The following is a 23,464-nucleotide window of genomic DNA, read 5'->3' on the forward strand; positions in this document are numbered from 1 at the left end:
CGTGACTGAGCCCGGCACACCGAAAGGTGTGCCGGGCTCAGTCACGTCGGGGAGCGGCCGGTCAGGCGCGGGTCCAGGCGGCCAGGGCCAGGCCCTGCTCCTCCGGCTTTTGGCGGGCCACGTGGAGGGCGCCGTCGCGGGCGATCACCGCGAGGACCACGCGGCCCGTCGCGTCGACCGCCAGCGCCGGTGCGCCCACGCATTCCTCGCCCGTCGCGGTCCACCACACACCGTCGGCCTCGGCGTGCGTCACGCAGGCCGCCAGCACGGGCCGGCCGTCGCTGCCGCGGTGGGCGAGGACCGTACAGTCGTGGCCGCCGATTTCGGCGCGCAGGGCGGCGACAGGGCTGTCTGCCGGCGTGCCCGAGAGGGGGATGGAGTCCTCGCCGGGGCGGTGGGCGGTGATGCCCTTGGAGTCCGGGACGTTCCAGTAGTACGTGATGACGTCGTCGGCGGTCTCCAGGCCGGTGACCGTACGGACCGCCGGGGTGAGCGGGATGTCCTGCGCCTGCGTCAGGTCGCCACCGGGCTTCTCCTGCGTCCAGCGCAGGACCTTGCCTTCCGCCGGGACCAGAAGTTCCACTGTGCCCGACGAGGTGGCGACCGCCGTTGGGCCGTCGTGGGCCTTGCTGCCGCGCAGGTCCTTCCAGCCTTCCCACTTACCGTTCGCGGCCTGGCGGCGCATCTGCATGCCGCGCCCCGCGTTGCGTACGAAGACGTGCACCGAGCCCGCCGCGTTGACGGTGGCGGCCGGGATGCCGACCTTGAGGCCGCGCTCGGCCGTCTTGTAGGGGTTGCCGAGGGAGTGCCAGGCGGTCAGCGGGCGGCCGGTCTGGTACTGGATCGCGTGCACGATGTCCACGGCCTCGCCCTTGCGGCGCCGGCCGATGAAGTGCACATAGCCGTCCCGCCCCTGGGCGAGGGTGAGGTTCGCGATGCCTGGAGCCGGGAAGAAATCGGGGCTGCTCCAGTCGGGGCCGCCCGGGGCGGTCTCCGTCCAGCGCAGCAGCCCGCCCTTCGTGGGGGCGTACGCGGTGAGACGGTCGTCCTTGCCGCGAAGCAGCCAGTGGCTGGTCTCTGGGCCGGTCGCGGGCGGGGGGCCCGGCGGGGGCGGGGAAATTCGCTCGGTCCTACGCGCGTTCCGCGGCCTCATGGCGTCAGGCCAACCTTCTGTACATCGGCTTTTCGGGTTCTCCGTGATTTCGAACAAGCATAGCGTTTTGCCTGGTGGCGACTGTCTCGCGCGTCGCGCTCGTGCTATGAGGATGGTATGAGAACTCTGGTCGTCGTGGACGCCGCCAATGTCGTCGGATCTGTGCCCGACGGCTGGTGGCGCGACCGCCGCGGGGCCGCCGAACGGCTGCGCGACCACCTCCAGGTGTACGCCGAGAAGGGCATCCCGGGAGATCCGGGCAATCCCGGCTCCCCCGGCCCCCTCGCCGTCGTACTCGTCGTCGAGGGTGCTGCCCGTGGTGTGGCCTCCGTGCCCGGCGTACGGGTCGAGTCCGCGCCCGGCAGCGGTGACGACCGTATCGTCGAGGTGGTCGCGGAGGAGACGGGCAAAGGGGCCGCCGTGCTCGTCGTCACCGCCGACCGGGAGCTCAGGCGGCGCGTGGAGGCGTACGGCGCCCAGTGTGCCGGGCCGCGCACCGTGCGGCCTCAGCCGGGCGGCCCGGGAGAAGCGGGCGGGGCGGGCGGCGCGGGGGACGTGCGTACGTAGAGCACCGCTCCGTCGACCGTCGTCAGCTCCTCGTACCCGCCCGCCAGCAGCCTGCGCAGCGTCGGCACGCGGTCGGGCGCGAAGGGCTTGCCGCGTGAGTCGTCGACGATCAGGGCCGGGGGCCCGGCCGCCATTTCGCTGCGGAAGACGGCCCAGGCGCCCGCCATCGCGTACTTCTCGCCGACCTGCGGACCGTTGCGGCCGCCGCTGTAGTTGGTGAGCAGGCCCGCCGTGAGGTAGCGGCTGGCCGGCGCGCGGTCCGCGAACCAGTACGCCTCGGGATGTATCCCCCAGACCAGGACGCGGTCCTGATGTCCCGTACGTGTCTTCACCGCCTTCGCGACCTTCTGTACGTGCGCCAGCTCGGGCCGGGGCGCCAGCAGACCCCACGCCAGGAACACCGCGCAGGTGCAGGCCGAGGTAACGACCGCCCCGGCCACCCGCCGCGCCGGAAGGAGTTGGAGCGCGCCCGTGGCCAGGAGGGCGATCGGGGGCATGAGCTGGAGGTAGTAGTGGCCGAAGAAGTGGAAGCCGACGATCACCGCTGCCGCCGCACTGAGCAGCCACAGCCACAGGTCGGCCGCGCCGGTCCTGGCGACGCGCAGGGCGCGCAGGACCGGGGGGATGAGCCCGGCGCAGGCGAAGGCGAGGAGCAGGGAGTTCGCCAGCGCCCGGAAGAGGACATGGAGTTCGGAGCCGGTGAACGAGGCGTACGCGCCCGAACCGGTGACCGTCCAGAAGAGGAAGCGGTGCGGCCCGGTGAGCAGGGCGGCATACAGGACGGGCAGGCAGAAGCCGAATGCCGTACGGAACAGGGCACCTCGGGTCGGCGCGTTCTGCCACAGCAGCCACAGGACCGGCACGAGGGCGGCGCCGCCCGTCTGCTTCGTCAGGAACGCCGCCGCGACCGCCACGCCCGCGCCGCACCAGCGGCCCCGGTCCGCGCACCGGACGGCGGCCACGGTGAACGGAAGTATGAAGACCTCGAACGTCGCCGCCTGCGCGTCCTGGGGGTTGAGCCCGATCGAGATGAGCAGGTAGAGGGCGCCCGCCGTGCGTCCCGCCGCGTCGCCCCAGCGGCGGCGGGCGATCGACGCGAGCAGCGCTGCGGTGAGCAGCTGGGCGGCTACGGCGGCCAGTTGCAGCGGCAGCAGCGACTCGTCGCCGAAGAGCGCGAAGGCCGTCTCGTAGAGCCAGGGCAGCAGGGGTGGTTTGCGGTCCACGACCGTGTCGTAGAGCACTCCCCCGTCGGCCAGCATCCTTGCCTGTACGGCGAGATAGCCCTCGTCCGGGTTCCACAGGGGGTGGCGGAAGGACGGGAGGCGGGTGAGGAAGGCCAGCAGCGCCAGGGCGGGCAGCAGGCTCCGCCAGTAGGGGGGTGCGGCAGGACGGGCGCCGGCGGCCGGCCTCGGGCGGGGCAGCACGGGCGCGGACCCGGACGGTGGTGAGGAGGAGGCCGGCGGTGAGGGGGCCGGTGGGGACGAAGCCGGCGGCCGCGTGAGCATGCGTGCCAAGCTATCCGGCCCCGCAGTCCGCACCGGGCGGGACATACGGAGCCGGGGTCTGTGCCTGAGTGCCGTGCCTGACGAAGCGCGGCCTAATACTTGGCGTCGTCGCCCACGCGGCCGAGACGGCTGTTGCGTCGGCTGTACGCGAAGTACAGCACGTACCCCGCTGCCATCCAGACGCCGAACCGCAGCCACGTCTCGGCCGGCAGATTGAGCATCAGCCAGAGCGAGGCCGCCACCGAGAGGATCGGGACGAACGGCACCCACGGGGTGCGGAACGCCCGGTGCAGGTCGGGCCGGGTCCGGCGCAGGACGATGACGCCGAGGGCGACGACGACGAACGCGAAGAGCGTGCCGATGTTCACCAGCGTCGCGAGCTCTTCCAGGCTGGTGAAGCCCGCGATGATCGCGATGAGCACGCCGAGCAGGATGGTCGGGCGGTAGGGGGTGCGGAACTTCGGGTGCGTGACGGAGAAGAACCGCGGGAGCAGCCCGTCGCGGCTCATCGCGAAGAACACCCGGGTCTGCCCGAGCAGCAGGATCATGCACACGGTGGTGAGGCCGACCGCGGCGCCGAAGCTGATGACACCGGCGTAGAAGGGGTGCCCGGTGGCTTTGAAGGCGTCGGCGAGCGGGGCGCTCACGGAGAGCTCGCTGTAGTGCTGCATGCCGGTGACGACGAGCGACACGGCGACGTACAGCACGGTGCAGATGAGGAGGGAGCCGAGGATGCCGCGAGGCATGTCCCGCTGCGGGAGCTTGGTCTCCTCGGCGGCGGTGGCCACGACGTCGAAGCCGATGAAGGCGAAGAAGACGACGGAGGCGGCGGTGAAGATGCCCATGACGCCGAAGTTGGTGGGCTCGTAACCGAAAATCAGCTGCACCAGCGGCGCGTCCCAGCCCGATCCGGCGGGCGGTGTCACCGCGTCGGGGATGAAGGGCGAGTAGTTGTCGGCCTTGATGAAGAAGGAGCCCGCGATGATCACGATCAGGACGACGGTCACCTTGATGGCGACCACCAGCGCGGTGACCCGTGCGGACAGCTTCACGCCGACCACCAGGATGGCCGTCAGCAGCAGCACGAGCACGAAGGCCAGGAGGTCGAAGCCGAATCCGTCCGCCGCCTCGGGCCCGGAGAGCGTTTTGGGCATGTCCCAGCCGACGTTTTCCATCAGCGAGCGGACGTAGCCCGACCAGCCGACCGCCACCACCGCCGTGCCCAGCGCGAATTCGAGGACCAGGTCCCAGCCGATGGTCCAGGCGATCAGCTCCCCGAGGGAGGCGTACGCGAAGGTGTACGCCGAACCGGCCACCGGGACGGTAGACGCGAACTCGGCGTAACAGAGCGCGGCGAGGGCGCAGACGATGGCGGCGGCGACGAAGGCGAGGGCCGTCGCGGGGCCCGCCGTCTCCTTGGCCACCTTGCCCGTGAGGACGAAGATGCCGGTGCCGATGATGACCCCGACTCCGAAGACCGTCAGGTCAAGCGCGGAGAGGGATTTCTTGAGCGCGTGCTTCGGTTCCTCCGTGTCACGGATCGACTGTTCGACCGTCTTGGTCCGGAACATGCCCTCTTTGGCCGGTCCTGGGTCGTGCTGCGTACTCACCGGCGTACCTCCGACTGTCGGCTGTCGCCCAACCTTGAAGTGAGCGAGTTTCAGTCATGATCGTGAGTGAACCGGTCACTCCCCACGAGTACCGCCGCCCGGTTTCACCCGATGGGAGGCACGGACCGGTATGCGTACTGGCCCTGCGAGTTGACCCTTTTGGAGTATCGAAACGGGGATCGAACGGGGATCGAAACGAAACGGCCCGCTCGGAGCGTCTGCTCCGGGCGGGCCGTCGTACGTGAGGGGGCGTCAGTCGCGCGCGGCCTCGGCCGGCTCGTCCTCCAGACGGCCGTCGAGCTTTGCGACCAGACCCGTCACCTGGCGGGCGATGTCCGGCGCCGTCAGACCGATCTCGGCCATGACCTCCTTGCGGGAGGCGTGGTCGAGGAAGCGCGGCGGGATGCCGAAGTCGCGCAGCGGTACGTCGACGCCCGCGTCCCGCAGCGCCTGGGCGATCGCGGAGCCGACGCCACCCGCGCGGCTGTTGTCCTCGACGGTGACAACGACGCGGTGCTGCTCGGCGAGCGGCGCCAGCGCCTCGTCGACCGGCTTGACCCAGCGCGGGTCGACGACGGTCGTGGTGATGCCCTGCTTGTCGAGGAGGTCGGCGATTTCCAGACACATCGGCGCCAGGGCTCCGACCGAGACGAGGAGTACGTCAGCCGTACCGTCGTCCGATTTACGCAGGATGTCCATGCCGCCGACCTTGCCCACGGCCTTGACCGCCGGGCCGACCGCGCCCTTGGAGAAGCGGACGACGGTGGGCGCGTCGTCGACCTCGACGGCCTCGCGCAGCTGGGCGCGGACCTGGTCGGCGTCGCGCGGGGCGGCGATCCGCAGCGTCGGAACGCACTGGAGGATCGACATGTCCCACATGCCGTTGTGCGAGGCGCCGTCGGTGCCGGTGACGCCCGCGCGGTCCAGGACGAAGGTGACGCCGCACTTGTGCAGGGCGACGTCCATCAGGACCTGGTCGAACGCCCGGTTGAGGAACGTCGCGTACACGGCGAACACGGGGTGCAGGCCGCCGGTGGCCAGGCCCGCCGCGGAGACCGCGCCGTGCTGCTCGGCGATCCCGACGTCGTACACCCGGTCGGGGAAGGCCTTCGCGAACCGGTCGAGTCCGACCGGCTGCAGCATGGCGGCCGTGATCGCGACGATGTCCTCGCGCTCCTTGCCGAGCTTGACCATCTCCTCGCCGAACACCGAGGTCCAGTCGACGCCCGAGGAGGCGATCGGCAGGCCGGTGTCGGGGTGGATCTTGCCGACGGCGTGGAAGCGATCCGCCTCGTCCGCGAGGGCCGGCTGGTAACCGCGGCCCTTCTCGGTGAGGCAGTGCACGATGACGGGGCCGCCGAAGCGCTTGGCGCGCTGGAGCGCGGACTCCAGGGCCTCGATGTCGTGGCCGTCGATGGGGCCGACGTACTTCAGGCCGAGGTCCTCGAACATGCCCTGCGGGGCGATGAAGTCCTTGAGGCCCTTCTTCGCGCCGTGCAGGGTCTCGTAGAGCGGCTTCCCGACGACCGGCGTGCGCTCCAGGATGTCCTTGCCGCGGGCGAGGAAACGCTCGTAACCGTCGGTGGTACGGAGCGTGGCGAGGTGGTTCGCGAGGCCGCCGATGGTGGGGGCGTACGAACGCTCGTTGTCGTTGACGACGATGACGAGCGGGCGGTCCTTGGCGACGGCGATGTTGTTCAGCGCCTCCCAGGCCATGCCGCCGGTGAGCGCGCCGTCACCGATGACGGCGACGACGTGGTGGTCCTCCTTCTTGAGGACCTCGTTGGCCTTGGCGAGGCCGTCGGCCCAGCCGAGAACGGTGGAGGCGTGCGAGTTCTCGATGATGTCGTGCTCGGACTCGGCGCGCGAGGGGTAGCCGGACAGGCCGCCCTTCATCTTCAGCTTCGTGAAGTCCTGACGGCCGGTGAGGAGCTTGTGGACGTAACTCTGGTGTCCGGTGTCGAAGAGGATCTTGTCCTTCGGCGACTCGAAGACACGGTGCAGAGCGATCGTCAGCTCGACCACACCGAGGTTGGGGCCCAGGTGTCCGCCGGTCTTGGAGACCTCGTCCACGAGAAATGTCCGGATCTCGGCGGCCAGCCGGTCCAGCTGCTCCGGGGTGAGCCCGTCCAGATCGCGCGGTCCCATAATGCGGGTCAGCAGCGCCACCCGTGCCTCCTTGCAGTTGAACTGTCTGCTTGCCGGTCTGTCGAGTCTAATGTTCCGCCGACGACTGTCCGCATCGGGCGGTGGTCGCGCGGTGCGTTCTAAGTCACGCGACGAACAGCGCGGGCGTACGCACAGCCGTGCCCGGCACCGGAATCCGGTGCCGGGCACGGCTGGGGCAGGGCGGTCAGGCGCGACCCGCGGTCTTCTGCGTCTTTCGGGTGACGGAGTCGATCACGACGGTCGCCAGCAGAACACCACCGGTGATCATGTACTGGATCGGCGTGGCGATGCCTTCGAGGGCCAGGCCGTACTGGATCGAGACGATCACCATGACGCCGAGCAGCGCGTTCCAGGTCCGGCCACGGCCGCCGAACAGGCTGGTGCCGCCGATGACGGCCGCCGCGATGACGTTCATCAGCAGGTCACCGGCGCCGGCGCTCTGGTTGGCAGCCGCGATCTTCGAGGCCCAGAACAGGCCACCGACGGCCGCGAACGTACCCGCGATCGAGAAGACCGAGATGCGGATCGCGGTGACGTTGATGCCCGCCCGGCGGGACGCCTCGACACTGCCGCCCAGCGCGAAGATCTTGCGGCCGTACGCGGTGCGCCGGAGCACGAAGTCCGTCACGACCAGCACCACCAGGAAGAGGACCAGGGCCAGCGGCAGGCCCTTGTACTGGTTGAACATGATCGCGGCGGCGAAGGCGACCACGGCGAGCAGCGCCGTACGCAGCACGGTGTCGACCAGCGGCCGGGACGGGATGCCGGCGGCCTCACGGCGGCGGTTGTCGAAGAAGGACGAGAGGAAGAAACCGGCCACCGCGAGAGCGGCCAGGCCGTAGGCGGCGGCCACGTCCGAGAAGTAATAGGTGGTCAGCTGGCCGACCACACCGTCACTGTCCAGGTTGATGGTGCCCTGGTCGCCGAGGAGCTGAAGCATGAAGCCGAGCCAGAAGAGCAGGCCGGCCAGGGTGACGGCGAACGCCGGTGCGCCGACCCGTGCGAAGAAGAAGCCGTGCAGCGCGCCCATGGCCGCGCCGCTGACGATCGCGACGAGGACCGCGAGCCACTCGTTCATGCCGTGCGTGACGCTCAGTACGGCGACGATGGCGCCGGAGACGCCACTGACCGAACCGACCGACAGGTCGATCTCGCCGAGCAGCAGCACGAAGATGATGCCGACGGCCATCATGCCGGTGGCGACCATCGTGACGGCGATGTTGCTGAGGTTCTGCGCGGACAGGAAGTTCGAGTTCAGACCCTGGAAGATCGCGCAGATGAGGATGAGGCCGATCACCACGGGGATCGAGCCGAGGTCACCCGCGTGCAGCTTGCGCTTGAACTCGGAGACGTAGCCGGCGAAGCCGCGCTCGCGGACGAGCAGCCGAGGGTCGACGACGGTGACCGCGTCGTGGGCAGCCTCGGGGTTCTCGACGACGTGGCCGTCGCCGGGCGTGGAGGACTTGTTGATGCTCACTTGTGAGCCTCCCCGTTGCGCGCCGCACGGCGGGTCACGGCGTTGTCCGTGGCACCGGTGATGGCGGAGATGATCTCTTCTTGCGAGGTGGACTTGACGTCGAAGACGCCGTTGTTCCGGCCGAGCCGGAGCACTGCCACCTTGTCCGCGACGGCCTTGACGTCCGCCATGTTGTGGCTGATGAGGATCACCGCGTGACCGCGCTCACGCAGCCGCTCGACGAGGTCGAGGACCTGGGCGGTCTGCTCGACGCCGAGGGCCGCGGTGGGCTCGTCGAGGATGACGAGCTTCGGCTCGCCGAGCATCGAGCGGGCGATGGCCACGGTCTGGCGCTGACCGCCGGAGAGCGAGGCGATCGGGATGCGCACGCTGGGGATGCGGATCGACAGCGTGGTGAGCAGTTCGAGAGCGCGGCGCTCCATCTCGACCTCGTTGAGGATGCCGCGCTTGCGGATCTCCCGGCCGAGGTAGAGGTTGCCTACGACATCGATGTTGTCGCACAGCGCGAGGTCCTGATAGACGGTCGCGATGCCCAGGTTCTGGGCGTCGTGCGGCCGGTTGATCCGGACGGTGCTGCCTTCCCATTCGATGACGCCGTCATCGATGGGGTGCACGCCGGCGATCGTCTTGACCAGCGTGGACTTTCCGGCGCCGTTGTCGCCCACCAGGGCGACCACTTCACCGCCGTGGACCTCAAGCTCTACGTCGGTGAGCGCCTGAACGGCACCGAACCGCTTGGAGACCCCGCGCAACGCCAGCACGGGCGTAGCGGACACGTAAACCATCTCCTTCGCCGCCTGACCGGCGGGATGCCGCGCCGGGAGGGGGCGCGACGGTTGAGCAGAAGCGAACAGAGGGGAGAAGCGTTTCTGTACGGCGTCCCGCCCGATAGCGGGGGCTGAGAAGGGGCGGGGCGCCGGACAGGCTTCAGGGGGTGTGAACCTGGGAGCCTTACTTCAGACCGAGCTTGTCGCAGGCGGCCTTGTACTTCGGGGTGCAGATCTCGGCGACCGTGTAGACGCCGTCCTTGACGACGGTGTCCTTGATGTTGTCCTTGGTCAGCGAGATGACCGGGACCAGCACGGACGGGATGCCCTTGTTGGTCGGGCTGTCGGCCTTCTCCTTGGCGATGGAGTCGACCTTCTCGCCACGGGCGAGCGCGACGGCCATCTCGGCCGCTGCGGCTGCCTCCGGGGCGTACGGCTTGTAGACGCTCATGAACTGCTCACCCGCGACGATGCGCTGCACACCGGCGAGCTCGGCGTCCTGACCGGTGACGGGCGGGAGCTTGCTGAAGCCGCCGGCCTTGAGGGCGGTGATGATGCCGCCCGCCATGCCGTCGTTGGCGGAGTAGACGCCGATGATCTTGTCCTTGCCGAGGGCCGAGATCGCGGCCTCCATGTTGGCGTTGGCGTTCTCCGGCTTCCACTCCTTGGTGTCGTACGACTTGCCGATGTTCACCTTGCCCTCGAGCTCGGCGAGCGCGCCCTTCTTGAACAGCGCGGCGTTCGGGTCGGTGATCGCACCGTTCATCATGACGATCTGGCCGTCCTTGGCCTTGTCGCCGAGCGCCTCGACCAGGGCCTTGCCCTGGACGTGGCCGACCTCTTCGTTGTCGAAGGAGGTGTACGCGTCGATCGGGCCCTCGGCGAGACGGTCGAAGGCGACGACCGGAATGCCCTGGTCCTTGGCCTTCTTCACGCCACCGGCGATCGCCTTGGAGTCCACCGCGTCGACGATGAGCGCGTCCACCTTGTTGGTGATCATCGTGTCGATCTGCTGCGTCTGGGTGGTCGCGTCCTGCTTGGCGTTGGCGTAGACGAGCTCCGCCTTGCCGTTGGTGAGCTCGCTGATCTTCTTCTCGATCAGCGGCTTGTCGAACTTCTCGTAACGCGCGGTCTGGTTCTCCGGAAGGAGCAGGCCGATCTTGAGATCGTCGCCCTTCTTCGCGCCGGTCTCCTCAGCGGGGTCACCGGACTCCTTGGCGCTGCCACAGGCGGCGAGTGAGACAGCCATTGCGGTGGCGGCCACGGCCACGGCGGCACGACGCATACGCGTGTTCATTTCTTGGAACCTCCCTGACGAGGCCGCGTCGTTGCGGCCGAGGTGGCTGGAAGTCAACTCCGCGCCGCTGGCAGCGTCAAGGAGTAAATCCTTAACGAGATGACAACGGTGCCATTCGTTATCTAATTGAAGACGGCACTCGGACGGGCAGCGCACCGTCAAGAAGGGTCGAATCTCCCATTTCGCTAAGCGCGAGAGCGAGAGCACCGAGCACTTCGGCCCTTCCGCCGAGCGCCCCCGGAGCCACCGAGAGCTGCCTGGCGGCGCTGGGGATCGCGTACCGGGAGACGGACTCGCGGATGGGGCCGAGTACTAGTTCTCCAGCCTCCGCCAGGTCGCCTCCCAGCACCACCCGACTGGGGTTCAGGAGGTTGCAGAGACTCGCGACACCGCTGCCGATGTGGCGGCCGACGTCCCCAATCACGCGGCGGCAGCCCGGATCCCCCTCGCGCGCGAGCTGGACCACGCGCTCCATGGTCAGATCGGCGCCGTGGCTGGACTGGAGCAGCGGCAGGACATACCTCGCGGCCGTGAAGGTCTCCAGGCAGCCGCGGTTGCCGCAGCGGCACACCGGGCCCGACTCGTCGAGCGTGATGTGCCCGATCTCGCCGGCCGTGCCGCCCGGACCCCGGTAGATCTGGCCGCTGATCACCAGGCCGGCGCCGACACCGCTCGCGACCTTGATGTACGCCAGGTCCTTGACCCCGCGCCCGCTGCCCCAGACCAGCTCGCCGAGCGCGCCGAGGTTGGCGTCGTTGTCGACATACACGGGTACGCCGAGGCGCCCGGACAGCTCCTCGCTCGGGTTGATGCCCTTCCAGCCCGGCAGGATGGACGTCGAGCCCAGCGTGCCGGACTCCACGTCGATCGGTCCCGGTACGCCCAGGCCGACGCCGATCACCTTGTCCTGGCTGATGCCGCTCGCCGCGATGAGCCGCTTGACCAGCTGTTCCGCCCGGTCGAAGCCCTCGGCGGCCGAGCCGTCCACGTCCAGCGGCTCGGCCTCTTCGGCGAGCACCTGGTGGGCGAGGTTGCCGACGGCGACGCGCAGGTGCGTATGACCGAAATCGACGCCGATGACGATGCCGGCGTCACCGCTGAGCGAGACACTGCGCGCCCGGCGGCCGCCCGCGGAGGTCGGCGTGACCTCGACGGTCCCGCCGTCCTTCAGCTCGCGCACGATATTGGAGACCGTGGCTGCCGAGAGCCCTGTGGTCCTGGCGATCTCTGCCTGGGTGAGCGAGCCCGCCATGCGCACGGCGCGTACGACCCGCTCAAGGTTGGCCCGGTGCAGTGACGTCTGCGACCCCGGAGTCTCCATTGACTCTCCTCTTTCTCCAACATGTGAACTCTAAGATGAGCCTTTCGGGTCACCACCCGTCAAGACCTTGAGCGTGGCGGCAGGGTCGGCGGCACGCCGAACCGCCCGCCGGCAAAGCGCCGGCGGGCGGTTCGTTTCAGTCGGGATTACTTGAGCGCGCCCGCTGTCAGGCCGGCCTGGACCTGGCGCTGGAAGACCGTGTACACGACCAGGACGGGCAGGGTCGCGATGGTCAGACCGGCGAAGAGCCCGGACCAGTCCCCCTTGTACCCCTGACTCACGGCGAGGGTCGCCAGGCCCTGGGTGAGCAGGTAGCTGTCGGGGTCCTCCGTGTTCAGGGACAGCGGCAGGATGAACTGGTTCCACTGCCCCAGAAAGTTGAAGATGCCGATGCTGATCAGACCCGGCTTGGCCATCGGGACCATCACCTGGAAGAAGACCCGGGAGTGCGAGGCCCCGTCGATCATGGCCGCCTCCGCGATGGACCCTGGGAGGGTCCGGAAGAAGGCGGTCATGAAGAAGGTCGTGAACGGCAGCGAGTACGCGATGTAGACCAGGATCAGACCCTGGGGCGTGTTCAGCAGCGAGAGGTTCTTCAGTACGAAGAACAGCGGGACGATCGCCATGATCACCGGGAACGTCATGCCGCCGACGAACAGGTAGTAGATGAAGCGGTTGCCCGGGAACTCGAAACGGGCGAGTACGTAGGCTGCCATCGAGCCGAACAGCATGGTGCCCAGGACCGACGGAACGACCACGATCAGCGAGTTCAGGGTGAACCGGCCGATGTTCGCCTTGGTCCACGCGCGGACGAACGCGTCGAGGGTGAAGGTGTCCGGCAGCGACCAGGGGCTCTCCAGGATCTGGCCGGAGCTCTTGAAGGCGCTCAGGAAGGCCCAGATGAGCGGGCCCGCCGCCAGCACCGCCCACAGGACGAGGAAGGCGTGCGAGAAGACGTTGAGGGTCCTGCCCTCGCCGCCGCTGTCCGCGGGCTTCTTGGCGGCTGTCGCCGGCGATGCCGGGCCGGTCTTGGCCGGAGTCGCGAGACCAGTGGGCTCTGCGGTGGTCATCGTTGTGTTCTCCCCGCTCATTTCAGAACTCGAGCCGGTCGCGGCGGCGGCCGATACTGAGGGCCAGCACCGCGAAGATCATGGTGACGACGAGCATCGAGACACCGACGGCGGTCGCGTAGCCGGCCTGGCCGTCCCGGAACGCCTTGTTGTACATGTGCACCGGGAGCACGAGCGTCGAGTGATCGGGACCGCCCTGGTTGACGGTCATGATCATGACGTACGCGAACGAGGTCTCCAGCGCCATGATGCCCGCGTACACGTAGGACGTCTGAATGTTGTCCCTGATCAGCGGCAGCGTGACGCGGAAGAACGTGGTGACCCGGTTGGCGCCGTCCAGCAGCGCCGCCTCGTAGATCTCCTTGGGGATCGACCCCATGGCGGCGGAGAACAGCACGACGTAGAAGCCGACGTTCGCCCACACCATCACGACCAGGACGCACGCCAGCGCGATGCCCGGGTCGCCGAGCCAGTTCTGCTCCCAGGAACCCAGCCCGACGCCGGCCAGCACGCCGTTGAGCAGACCGCCCTGCGGGTTGTAGATGTTCTGCCACAGCACGGCGACGATCGCGATCGACAGCACCTGCGGGAAGAAATAAAGGATCTTGTAGAGCTTGGAGCCCCGGACTCCGGAGGCCGCTTCACCGCGCTTGTGCCGTCCGCCGACATTGAGCATGAAGGCGAAGAAGAGCCCGAGGCCGAGTGCGAGGAGCGGCATCCCGATCAGCAGCACGATGTTGTGCTGAAGCGACTTCCAGAAAAGGTCGTCGTCGAACAGTTTGCTGAAGTTGTCGAAGCCGATGACCGAGAAGTCGCTGCTGTAGCCGGTCCAGTCGGTCAGCGAGTAGTAGAAGGTCTGGAGGAAGGGCGAGATGACCAGAATCGCGTACAGCACCAGGGGCACCACCAGGAACCCCGAGATGAACCGGTACTTGACGAAAGTCCGGTAGCGGGGAGAGGACTTGAACCCCCCGCCTCCTGGGCTTCTCGGTGGTGTTCCCGCCGTGTCCCCGGCGCCCTTCCGGACGTCGTCGGTCACCGCGCGGCTGTCACTGGCCATGCTCGCCCCGCTCCATGTTCGTTCCCCTACTGATCAGTCGCAGACGTGAACACTAAGCGTGCTTGTACTTCTTGACCGCGTCGTCCTTGGCTGTCTTGTCGGCCGCGTCCTGGATCTTCTTGATGGCCTCGTCCGGCTTCATGCGGCCGGCCATCAGCTCGGCGAGGGCGCCGCCGACGCTCTCCTTGTGCAGCGTCTGGTACCAGTCGGGCAGACGCGGATTGACCACGTTCTCGCCGGCCGCGTCGAGCGCGTCGCTGGAGGAGGCGAGGCCCGGCGGGAGGTCCATGCCCTCGGTGGCGCCCGCGACGCAGGTGAGGGACTTCACCAGCGTGGCGAAGTTCTGCGCGTGCTTCTTGCTGAGCATGATCCGGAGCAGCTCCATGCCGCCCTCGGTGTTCTTGCCCTGCTTCGGGACGATGAACGGCTCACCGGCCTGCGCCCAGATGGTCTCGAACGGCATCTTGTCGGAGCTGTCGAGGCTGGACGGCGGGGCCATCGTCATCCCGAAGTCCTTGGGCGTGGTCGGCGCGGCCTCGTTCTCCACCCAAGAGCCGTTGGGGATGAACACCGCCTTGCCCTTGGTCCACTGGGTCTGCGACTGGATGTGGTCCAGACCCGGGGTGCCCTTGAGGACGTAGCCCTTGGCGGCCAGCTCGTAGTACGCCTCGAACGCCTTCTTGACCGCGTCGTGCTTCCACGCGTTCGGCTCGAGGTTGTCGATCGCCTTCATCACGTCCCAGCCGCCGATCTTGGCGATGAAGGGGTAGAGCGTGAAGGGGATGTAGTACGGGTGCTTGCCCGCGTAGGTCCAGCCGGCGATGCCCTTGGCCTTGGCCTTCTTGCACAGGGCCAGCATCTCGTCCCAGGTCTTCGGGTACTCCCACTCGTTGTCGGCGAGCAGCTTCTTGGAGTACCAGACACCGAACGTGGTGAAGGCGTAGTTGAGGCGCCAGACCTTCTCGTCGCCGTACTGACCCATCTCGATGGTGCCGGGGACGAGGATGTCCCGGACCTTCTTGGCCGGGTCGTCGAAGGACGCGGCGTCGAGCAGCGGGGTGAGCTCCGCCAGCTGGTCCTTGGCGATGAGGGTCGCGGCGTCCATCTGCTTGGCGCCCGAGTTGTCGACCAGGTCCGGCGGGTTGCCGCCGACCATGCGGGGCTGGAGCAGCGGCTGGATGTCCTGGGTGGCCTTGAACTTGACCTTGCCGTAGCTGGCCTCGTAGTCCTTGACGGCGTCCTCGACGTACTTGGTGCCGAAACCGCCGTCGAAGATGACGGCTTCCATGCCCGCCTTCTCGTTGACACCCAGCGGGTTCTTCTCGGTCTTCTTGCCCTTGTCGACCTTCTCGTCGCCGCCGCTGTCGCCGCTCGCGCAGGCCGACAGGAAGCTCATCGTCGGAACGGCGATCAGGCCGAGTGCGGCCGACCGCTTGATCAGATCGCGACGGCCAAGGCCCTCATTGTTGTGGGCGGAGGTGGATCCCATGCTCAAGTCCTCGCCTTCTCCAGGACTCAGGCGGTGTACCGGTACGCCCGTACTTATTCGCCTAGGCGAAGGGCCCCGCCACCGCAGTCAAATGACGCTGGGTCGTGCTGAGTTGGCAGATGGTACGGACAATAGTGTTCGGCAACCACCGCGGCGGCTTCCCTTCACTGATCCCCGTCCCCCTGGTCCGCGACCGCGAAGCGGCGTTGCAGACGCCGACAGGTATAGTCCACTTCCGGTCAACTGAGCAAGATCGAAAGCAAGTTTCGGCAGCAAGCTTTCCCGAGTTGAGACCTCGCGGATATCTGGAACGCGCACGTAGTCGCCTGCGCGGCTCCGCGAACACGGCGCGCCCGCTTCGCCTCCCCCGTCGCATGCAACACCCTTGACACCATCGGCGACTTGGCTCCCTACTGGATCCCGTTGCACCGCTCATGACAACGTTGTCCAAGGGGAGGAACGCCCGGGATGCAATACAGACCTCGGTACGGACAAGGCCATGGGGCGGCCGCCGTCACGGCGGCCGCCCTCCTGCTCGCCGTCACGGCCCCTTCCGCGGCCGCGGCCCGGCCCGCCGGCCAGCCCGTCGCCCAGCCCTCCCGGCCCGCGCCGGCGGACCAGACCTTCAGTTCCTCCTTCAGTTCCTCCTTCGAGTCCTCCTTCGAGGCGGACGAACCCCAGCCGGACTGGCGCAATACGGTGGAAGTCGAACCGGGCGGCGAGAAGCGCGCCTCGGGGGTCGACGGCGGATACAGCGCCGGGATTCCGGGCAATGTGACCGACCGGGTCGTCGAACTGCGCGCCAGCAGCGAGAACACCGGCGGCGGAGAGGTGAAGGAAAACCTCGTCGACGTCCAGGCCGCCACCAAGTGGCTGGCCTTCGAGCCCACCGCCTGGATCGAGTTCGATCTGGATGAACCGGCCAAGGTCATGAAATACGCTCTTACTTCGGCCAATGACCACGCCGAGCGCGACCCGAAGGACTGGACGCTCAAGGGCTCCGCCGACGGCAAGGAGTGGAAGGTCCTCGACTCCCGCGAGGGGCAGACCTTCGCGAAGCGCTTCGAGACGAAGACCTACGATTTCGAGAACACGACGGCGTACGCCCATTACCGTCTCGAAATCACCCGTAACAACGGCGCCTCGGGCATCACCCAGCTGGCGGACGTTCAGTTCTCGAACGGTGACACCTCCACCCCCGCCCCGGAGGACATGCGCAGCCAGGTCGACCGCGGGCCGTCCGGCTCCCCCACCGCGAAGGCGGGCGCGGGCTTCACGGGAAAGCGTGCGCTGCGGTACGCCGGCACGCACAAGCCCGAGGACCGGGCGTACTCGTACAACAAGGTCTTCGACGTCGATACGCGCGTCACACGGGACACCGAGCTGTCGTACCGGGTCTTCCCGTCCCTCCCGGAGACCGACCTCAACTACCCCGCCACCAATGTGTCGGTCGACCTGGCCTTCACGGACGGCACCTATCTGAGTGATCTGCGCGCCGTCGACCAGCACGGCGCGGTCCTGTCCCCGCAGGGCCAGGGTGCCTCCAAGACGCTGTACGTCAACCAGTGGAACCACAAGGCGTCGCGGATCGGCGCGGTCGCGGCCGGCAAGACCGTCGACCGGATTCTGGTGGCGTACGACTCGCCGAAGGGGCCGGCGAAGTTCAGTGGGTGGGTCGACGACATCAGCATCGCCGTAAAGGCGCCCGAGAAGCGCCTGGCACATTTCTCCGACTACGTCTCGACCACCCGCGGCACCAACTCCAGCGGCGCCTTCTCGCGCGGCAACAACATCCCCGCCACCGCCGTCCCGCACGGTTTCAACTTCTGGACGCCGGTGACCAACGCGGCCTCCACCAGCTGGCTCTACGACTACGCCCGCGCCAACAACAGCGACAACCTCCCCACCATCCAGGCGTTCAGCGCGAGCCACGAGCCGAGCCCCTGGATGGGTGACCGCCAGACGTTCCAGCTGATGCCTTCCACCGTGGCAGGCACCCCGGACGCCGGCCGCAAGGCGCGGGCCCTGCCCTTCCGGCACGACAACGAGACTGCCAAGCCACACGAGTACGGCGTGACCTTCGAGAACGGTCTGAAGGCCGAGATGACGCCGACCGACCACGCGGCGATGATGCGGTTCACCTATCCCGGTGACGACGCGAGCATCATCTTCGACAACGTGTCGAACGACGGCGGCCTCACCCTCGACCCGGCCACCCGCTCCTTCACCGGCTTCTCGGACGTCAAGAGCGGCCTGTCCACCGGGGCCACCAGGCTCTTCGTGTACGGAGTCTTTGACGCACCCGTCACCGAGGGCGGGAAGCTCAGCGGCGGCGGGGGCGACGACGTGACCGGCTACCTGCGCTTCAAACCCGGCGCCGACCGCCAGGTGACCCTGCGGCTGGCGACTTCACTCATCAGTGTGGACCAGGCGAAGAAGAACCTCGCCGACGAGATCCCGGCGGACACCCGGTACGAGCGGATCAAAGACCTGGCCCAGGATGCCTGGGACGACATCCTCGGCCGCGTCGAGGTCGAGGGCGCGAGCCGCGACCGGCTGACGACCCTCTACTCCAGCCTCTACCGGCTGTACCTGTATCCGAACTCCGGCTTCGAGAACACCGGCACCAAGGCCCGCCCCAAGCAGCAGTACGCGAGCCCCTTCTCGAAGCAGACGGGCCCCGACACGCCGACCCACACCGGCGCGAAGATCGTCGACGGCGAGGTGTACGTCAACAACGGCTTCTGGGACACCTACCGGACGACCTGGCCGGCGTACTCCTTCCTCACCCCCGAAAAGGCCGGCAAGCTCGTCGACGGCTTCGTCCAGCAGTACAAGGACGGCGGCTGGATCTCCCGCTGGTCCTCGCCCGGTTACGCCGACCTCATGACCGGCACCAGCTCCGACGTCGCGTTCGCGGACGCGTACGTCAAGGGCGTGGACTTCGACGCCGGAGCGGCGTACGAGGCGGCGCTCAAGAACGCGACCGTCGTGCCGCCCTTCTCGGGCGTGGGCCGCAAGGGCATGAAGACGTCCCCCTTCACCGGGTACGCCTCCACCGAGACCCACGAGGGCCTCTCCTGGTCCCTGGAGGGCTACCTCAACGACTACGGCCTCGCGAAGATGGGCGAGGCCCTCTACGCCAAGACGAAGAAGGCGCGCTACAAGGAGGAGTCGGCGTACTTCCTCAACCGCGCCCGAAACTACGTCAAGCTCTTCGACGACAAGGCCGGCTTCTTCCAGGGCCGCGACCTCAAGGGCGACTGGCGCGTCCCGTCCGACAAGTTCGACCCGCGCGTCTGGGGTTACGACTACACCGAGACCAACGGCTGGGGCTACGCCTTCACCGCGCCCCAGGACTCCCGCGGCCTCGCCAACCTCTACGGCGGCCGCCCCGGCCTCGGCGACAAGCTCGACCGCTACTTCTCCACACCGGAGACGGCGGCCCCCGAGTTCGCCGGCTCGTACGGCGGCGTCATTCACGAGATGACGGAGGCGCGCGACGTACGGATGGGGATGTACGGCCACAGCAACCAGGTCGCCCACCACGCGACGTACATGTACAACGCGGCCGGCAAGCCCTGGAAGACGCAGGAGAAGGTTCGCGAGGTCCTGTCGCGCCTCTACACCGGCAGCGAGATCGGCCAGGGCTACCACGGCGACGAGGACAACGGCGAGCAGTCCGCCTGGTACCTCTTCTCCTCGCTCGGCTTCTACCCGCTGGTCATGGGCAGCGGCGAGTACGCGATCGGCTCGCCCCTCTTCACCAAGACGACCGTGCACCTGGAGAACGGCCGCGACCTTGTGGTCAAGGCTCCGAAGAACAGCGCGAAGAACATCTACGTCCAGGGCCTCAAGGTCAACGGCAAGCCGTGGAAGTCCACCGCGCTCCCGCACGACATCCTCGCGCGCGGCGGGACGCTGGAGTTCGACATGGGCCCCGAGCCGTCCTCGTGGGGTACGGGCAAGAACGCCGCACCCGTCTCCATCACGCAGGACGACAAGGTGCCCGCGCCGCGCGGCGACGCGATCACGGGCTCGGGCCCGCTGTTCGACAACTCCTCGGCCACGGAAGGGCAGTTCACCTCGCTCGACCTGCCGGTGACCGGTCCGGTCCAGGCGCTCCAGTACACCCTCACCTCCTCGGACCGCACGAAGGCCCCGGCCGCCTGGGTGCTCCAGGGGTCCGGTGACGGCGAGAAGTGGACGGAGCTGGACAAGCGCTCGGGCGAGTCCTTCGCCTGGGACCAGCAGACCAGGGCGTTCACGGTGGACGACCCGGGTACGTACCGCCACTACCGCCTGGTCGTGGCGGGGGGCGGGGCAATGGCGGCGGAGATAGAGCTGCTGCGGTAACTACTCCAGCAGTTTCACGAACCGGTACCTGCCCCACTCGTCCGCCGGCCGGACCGAGCCCCGGGCTCGCAGCTCCACCAGCACCATGGGGCGGCCGGCCGGTTCACCGGTCGCCTGGTCGAAGGCGATCGGGCCGCTGACGCCACGGACCGGGTTGCCGCGGTTGATCTGTCCCAGCTCGTTGCGGACGGTCTCCGCGGTGACCCGGTCCCTGCCGTACGTCTGAAGTGCCTGGCGGGCGGCGGCCCCCACCGTGTAGACGGCGTCGCGGCCGAGCATCGCCTGGCCGTCGCCGAGGTCCTTGGGCGTACCACCGTGCACCCGGAGGTAGCTCTCCTCGAAGGCGGCGTACGGGCCGCCGCCCTTGCCGTACAGCCGTGTCGGCACCTCGGGGTGGGTGTACGCGGTGTAGTACACCCGCAGTCCGCTGTCCTGCCAGCGCCGTCCCAGTTCCTTGAGCTCGGGGCCGGGCGGCTCGTCGTCGGAGGCGCTGTCGAAGTAGACGCCCGCCGTGCTCGATCCGGACAGCACCGTGACGGGGCAGCGGCGGCCGCCGGAGCCCGCGGCCTCTATGAGTCTGCGGATCTCCCGGCCGCGCCCCTCGAAGAACACGGCGTCGGGCGGGTCGGCGGCATCGCAGATCTTGTTGGCGACGCCCAGCAACGCGTTGCCCGCGCCGCCGTCGCCGCCGGACCAGAACGGGATGACCTCGTCGTCGACCTTCAGGCCCGCCTTTCTGGCGGCCGCGTCGAAGCCCGCGTCGAGCGCGGAGTTGTACTCGTCGCCCTTCTTCCAGTCCCTGACCTCCTGGACGCGGTAACCGGGGTTCTTGTCCTGGAGCCGCTTCAAGTACCGGACGGCGGCGGCCGCTTGTGCCTTGGCCGGAAAGGACACCCGGAAGAACTCGGGCGGGGTGGAGGCGAGCGCGTCGGCGGCGACCGTCGCGCCCACGGTGGGGATCCGCGCGGCCCGCAGGTTCTCGACGGCCTTCTTGGTGTGCGCGTTGCTCTGCCCTATTCCCGCGACCGCAACCAGCCGGTCCTCGGCGCGGCGTTCGATGAGCTTGGCGGCGACCCTCTCGGCGTGGGCGTCACCCCTGCCGGTGTTGACCAGGAGCAGCTGGATGCGCGGCAGGGTGTCCCGGTCGGAGTTGAGGGCGAGCTGCGCGAGATGGGCACCGGTCACCGCCTGGCGTGTCGTCTCGCGGCCGCGGTCCTCGCTGCCGCCCGACATGGGCTCCATGTAGGCGACGGTCACGGACCGCTCGCCCGACGCGTCGACTTTGCGGTTCTCCTCGTGGATGCGCGCGCTGATGTCTTCCAGACCGGGGAAGGCGTACGAGCCGTCGCTCACGCCGACGCATTCGCCGCCGCCGGTCCTTTCCACGCCGTCGGCACACTGCGTCCAGTTCCGGTACGCCCAGGCTCCGCCGAAGACGAGAGCGGCCGCCACGACGAGCGCGACGGCGACCCGCAGGCCCCAGTTGGGCGGTGCTTCGGGCAGCTGGATCACACGCTGGTTCACTGCCACGGCATCTCCCTGTAGTGGCCCGCCCTGTTCAGCAGTACGGAGGTCCAGGCCACCCGGTCCGGCAGGACATGGGTGTCGGCGGACACCAGCGTGTGCAGCCGGGCGTTGATCTCGGTGTAGAGCTCCGCGTACGGATCGCCGAGCGGGTCCCGGTAGGGGTCTCCCACCCGGTCCGGCTCCAGTGGTTCGGGGGCGATCCAGCTCGCCGCGAGGAGCCGGGTGACGGTGCGCAGGCGCGCGTCGACGCCCTCGCCGCCCAGGCCCAGGTGCCGTACGAACCGCTCGAACGGCCCCCAGGGCCCTGTCAGGGTGCCCGGCGCCTCGCCGCCCACGACGGACGCGGGCAGCGGCGCCCTGCGCAGCCGGGCCAGTTCCGCGTACCAGTCCTTGGGGCCGACCTGTTCGATGAGCCCGTCGAGGTACGCGGCAGCGGCGGGCAGATCGCCGCAGGCCAGGGCGTGGTACGCGGCGGCTCCCGGCTCGTCGAGACCCTCGGCCTCCGCGCGCCGGCGGGCGTGCACGGCCGCCGGGTCGTCCAGGGCGTACCTCAAGAGGCGGCGCAGCAGGGGGTGGGGTGTTTCGACAGGGCCGTCGGCCGCCTCGTCACCGGTGTCGAGGTGCAGGGTGCGCAGGGGGTCCGTACAGAAGGTGTTGAAGGACTGCTGGACGGCCACGCCCGCCGCCAGCAGCTCCGGGGTGACCTGGGCCTGGGCGAGGTCGGGGACGACGGAGGCGCGCAGGAGGGCCTGGTACAGCTCGCTCTCCTGGTGCTCCAGGCCGAACGGGAGCAGCCGTTCCAGCAGACGTCCTGCGAGCCCGTTGGAGCGGGCGAAGATCTGCCGCAGCCGTACTTCCCACGGCACGGCGCGGTCGAATTCGAGGAGTCCGGCCAGTACCTGCCGGGTACCTTCGGGCTGGCCGCGGGTGAGTTCGTACACGGCCCAGCCGAGCCAGCGCGTGCCGTTCTCGACGCGGGGCGGGGAGATCGCGTCCGCCTCCTCCAGGATGTCCCTGGCCTGGAGGTCGACCTCGGCCCTCGTCAGGTCGGGCAGGCGGCCGACGCTCAGTCCCTCGTCGATCGGCTGCGGGGCGAAGGCGGGAGGGGACTGCGGGCCGACGGGGACGGCGGGCAGTCCGTGCGGGTAGCTGCCGGCGGTGGCGAGCACGACCAGCGGGTCGGTGGTGGCCGTGCGGGCCTCGCGCAGCAGACGCAGGACGTCGCGGCCGAGCCGGTTGTCGATGTTGTCGAGGAGGACGAGGCTGCGTACGGCCCAGTCCTTCTTGCGGTAGCAGCGGCGCAGGTCGTCGAGCAGGGCCCGGCAGACGAACTGCTCGGCGAAGCCCCGCTGGCCGGGCGGGCCCTCGTTGTAGGCGCGGTTCAGGGCGACGAGGAGGCCGAGTCCGGCTCCGGCGGTACGGCCGCGCAGGACCGGTGACAGCCTGAGCCTGGTGCGCGCCAGGATGCCGCTCTGCCCGGCGAGCGGCAGCAGTTGCAGTACGTAGCCCACGGCGGCCGGCAGGCCCGCCACGCCGGCGGCGATCTGGGCGAGTTGCAGTACGAGGCCCAGCCACCCGCTGCGCGGCCGGGACAGTTCCGCGCCGACGGCTCTCCTGGCCGCCTCGTCGCTGAGCCCTCTGATCTGTACCGACAGGGCCTGCACGACGATGTCGAAGGCCCGGAACTGCAGGTTCTTCACCTGGGGGTCGTGCTGCGGAAGCCCGGCGGCGATGGCGGCGAGCACGTCGACGGGCTGTTCGTTCCTCCCGGCGCGCTCGGCCACGTCCAGCCACGCGCGCGGGACGCCCTGCGCCCAGCCGTACAGGTGCTCCAGCAGGGTCGTCTTGCCGCTGCCGCGCGGCCCGAGCAGCAGGGTGACCGGTCGTCGCGGGGCTGCGTCGGGCCCCGGCAGCAGCAGGGACTCGACGTGCGCCTCGACGGACCGGTCGCGCGCGGACTGTCCGGGCCAGCTTCTCGGCATGCGCCGACCTCCCCCCGAGGGACCCGCGGCGGTGCGGGTCGTGGTCGAGGGGACAATACTCAATCACAGCAGGCGAGTTGCAACCCGTGTGGCTCAAAAACCACAGGAGGGCCG

Annotated in this window: 15 protein-coding genes; 2 read left to right on the forward strand and 13 right to left on the reverse strand. The window is 68.8% G+C overall.

Going from position 1 to position 23,464, the window contains the following annotated elements; translation table 11 throughout:
- Window positions 1-61 precede the first annotated feature (61 nt).
- Complete coding sequence (locus J7E89_RS09275; RefSeq protein ID WP_214970937.1) at window positions 62-1,153, reverse strand: hypothetical protein; 1,092 nt, start codon at window positions 1,151-1,153, stop codon at window positions 62-64.
- 117 nt (window positions 1,154-1,270) lie between these two features.
- On the opposite strand from J7E89_RS09275, the gene J7E89_RS09280 reads away from it, so the two are divergent.
- Window positions 1,271-1,720: an NTP pyrophosphohydrolase gene (locus J7E89_RS09280; RefSeq protein WP_214970940.1), complete on the forward strand. Its 450-nt coding sequence runs from the start codon at window positions 1,271-1,273 to the stop codon at window positions 1,718-1,720.
- Here the strand turns inward: J7E89_RS09280 and J7E89_RS09285 are convergent.
- The 10 genes from J7E89_RS09285 to ngcE form a co-directional block, all read right to left on the reverse strand.
- Complete coding sequence (locus J7E89_RS09285; RefSeq protein WP_214970943.1) at window positions 1,660-3,225, reverse strand: glycosyltransferase family 39 protein; 1,566 nt, start codon at window positions 3,223-3,225, stop codon at window positions 1,660-1,662. The genes J7E89_RS09280 and J7E89_RS09285 overlap by 61 nt on opposite strands.
- A 92-nt stretch (window positions 3,226-3,317) precedes the next feature.
- On the reverse strand, window positions 3,318-4,796 hold the full coding sequence (locus J7E89_RS09290) for an amino acid permease (protein ID WP_214971065.1): 1,479 nt from the start codon (window positions 4,794-4,796) through the stop codon (window positions 3,318-3,320).
- A gap of 291 nt (window positions 4,797-5,087) precedes the next feature.
- Complete coding sequence (gene dxs, locus J7E89_RS09295; protein ID WP_214970946.1) at window positions 5,088-7,004, reverse strand: 1-deoxy-D-xylulose-5-phosphate synthase; 1,917 nt, start codon at window positions 7,002-7,004, stop codon at window positions 5,088-5,090.
- Window positions 7,005-7,188: 184 nt separating this feature from the next.
- Entirely contained in the window at window positions 7,189-8,475 is a 1,287-nt protein-coding gene (locus J7E89_RS09300; RefSeq protein ID WP_374196803.1) for a sugar ABC transporter permease, read from the reverse strand.
- Window positions 8,476-8,477: 2 nt separating this feature from the next.
- Complete coding sequence (locus J7E89_RS09305; RefSeq protein WP_214970950.1) at window positions 8,478-9,266, reverse strand: ATP-binding cassette domain-containing protein; 789 nt, start codon at window positions 9,264-9,266, stop codon at window positions 8,478-8,480.
- Between the two features lie 166 nt (window positions 9,267-9,432).
- A complete protein-coding gene (locus J7E89_RS09310) occupies window positions 9,433-10,545 on the reverse strand; it encodes a sugar ABC transporter substrate-binding protein (RefSeq protein WP_214970952.1) in 1,113 nt (370 codons plus the stop codon).
- A 118-nt stretch (window positions 10,546-10,663) separates the two neighbouring features.
- Window positions 10,664-11,866 carry an ROK family transcriptional regulator gene (locus tag J7E89_RS09315; protein ID WP_214970954.1) on the reverse strand — a complete coding sequence of 401 codons (1,203 nt, stop codon included), beginning with the start codon at window positions 11,864-11,866 and terminating at the stop codon, window positions 10,664-10,666.
- Between the two features lie 146 nt (window positions 11,867-12,012).
- Window positions 12,013-12,936: a carbohydrate ABC transporter permease gene (locus tag J7E89_RS09320; protein ID WP_214970956.1), complete on the reverse strand. Its 924-nt coding sequence runs from the start codon at window positions 12,934-12,936 to the stop codon at window positions 12,013-12,015.
- 22 nt (window positions 12,937-12,958) lie between these two features.
- Complete coding sequence (locus tag J7E89_RS09325) at window positions 12,959-13,996, reverse strand: carbohydrate ABC transporter permease (RefSeq protein ID WP_214970959.1); 1,038 nt, start codon at window positions 13,994-13,996, stop codon at window positions 12,959-12,961.
- A 52-nt stretch (window positions 13,997-14,048) separates the two neighbouring features.
- The gene (ngcE, locus tag J7E89_RS09330; protein WP_214970962.1) at window positions 14,049-15,485 is read right to left on the reverse strand and encodes an N-acetylglucosamine/diacetylchitobiose ABC transporter substrate-binding protein; all 1,437 of its coding nucleotides are present in this window, start codon (window positions 15,483-15,485) and stop codon (window positions 14,049-14,051) included.
- Between the two features lie 468 nt (window positions 15,486-15,953).
- Between ngcE and J7E89_RS09335 the strand changes: the two genes are divergently transcribed.
- Window positions 15,954-19,841, forward strand: coding sequence for a GH92 family glycosyl hydrolase (locus J7E89_RS09335; protein WP_214970965.1), 3,888 nt, complete (start codon window positions 15,954-15,956; stop codon window positions 19,839-19,841).
- Here J7E89_RS09335 and J7E89_RS09340 read toward each other — a convergent pair whose 3' ends face one another.
- Window positions 19,842-21,371 (reverse strand): ABC transporter substrate-binding protein, encoded by a 1,530-nt coding sequence (locus tag J7E89_RS09340; protein WP_214970968.1) that lies wholly within the window; start codon window positions 21,369-21,371, stop codon window positions 19,842-19,844.
- Window positions 21,362-23,350, reverse strand: a complete 1,989-nt coding sequence (locus tag J7E89_RS09345; RefSeq protein WP_214970971.1) for an ATP-binding protein — start codon at window positions 23,348-23,350, stop codon at window positions 21,362-21,364. Before J7E89_RS09345 ends, J7E89_RS09340 begins: the two co-directional genes overlap by 10 nt.
- Between the last annotated feature and the right edge of the window lie 114 nt (window positions 23,351-23,464).

Origin of the sequence: Streptomyces sp. ISL-100 (assembly GCF_018614615.1) — a bacterium.
Lineage (GTDB): Bacteria > Actinomycetota > Actinomycetes > Streptomycetales > Streptomycetaceae > Streptomyces.

Excerpts from the sequence above, each read along its gene's own strand:
- J7E89_RS09275 (WP_214970937.1), bottom strand. The coding sequence starts at position 1,153 with ATGAGGCCGCGGAACGCGCGTAGGACCGAGCGAATTTCCCCGCCCCCG.
- J7E89_RS09280 (WP_214970940.1), top strand. The coding sequence starts at position 1,271 with ATGAGAACTCTGGTCGTCGTGGACGCCGCCAATGTCGTCGGATCTGTG.
- J7E89_RS09285 (WP_214970943.1), bottom strand. The coding sequence starts at position 3,225 with ATGCTCACGCGGCCGCCGGCTTCGTCCCCACCGGCCCCCTCACCGCCG.
- J7E89_RS09290 (WP_214971065.1), bottom strand. The coding sequence starts at position 4,796 with ATGTTCCGGACCAAGACGGTCGAACAGTCGATCCGTGACACGGAGGAA.
- J7E89_RS09305 (WP_214970950.1), bottom strand. The coding sequence starts at position 9,266 with ATGGTTTACGTGTCCGCTACGCCCGTGCTGGCGTTGCGCGGGGTCTCC.
- J7E89_RS09310 (WP_214970952.1), bottom strand. The coding sequence starts at position 10,545 with ATGAACACGCGTATGCGTCGTGCCGCCGTGGCCGTGGCCGCCACCGCA.
- J7E89_RS09315 (WP_214970954.1), bottom strand. The coding sequence starts at position 11,866 with ATGGAGACTCCGGGGTCGCAGACGTCACTGCACCGGGCCAACCTTGAG.
- J7E89_RS09320 (WP_214970956.1), bottom strand. The coding sequence starts at position 12,936 with ATGACCACCGCAGAGCCCACTGGTCTCGCGACTCCGGCCAAGACCGGC.
- J7E89_RS09325 (WP_214970959.1), bottom strand. The coding sequence starts at position 13,996 with ATGGCCAGTGACAGCCGCGCGGTGACCGACGACGTCCGGAAGGGCGCC.
- ngcE (WP_214970962.1), bottom strand. The coding sequence starts at position 15,485 with ATGGGATCCACCTCCGCCCACAACAATGAGGGCCTTGGCCGTCGCGAT.
- J7E89_RS09335 (WP_214970965.1), top strand. The coding sequence starts at position 15,954 with ATGCAATACAGACCTCGGTACGGACAAGGCCATGGGGCGGCCGCCGTC.
- J7E89_RS09345 (WP_214970971.1), bottom strand. The coding sequence starts at position 23,350 with ATGCCGAGAAGCTGGCCCGGACAGTCCGCGCGCGACCGGTCCGTCGAG.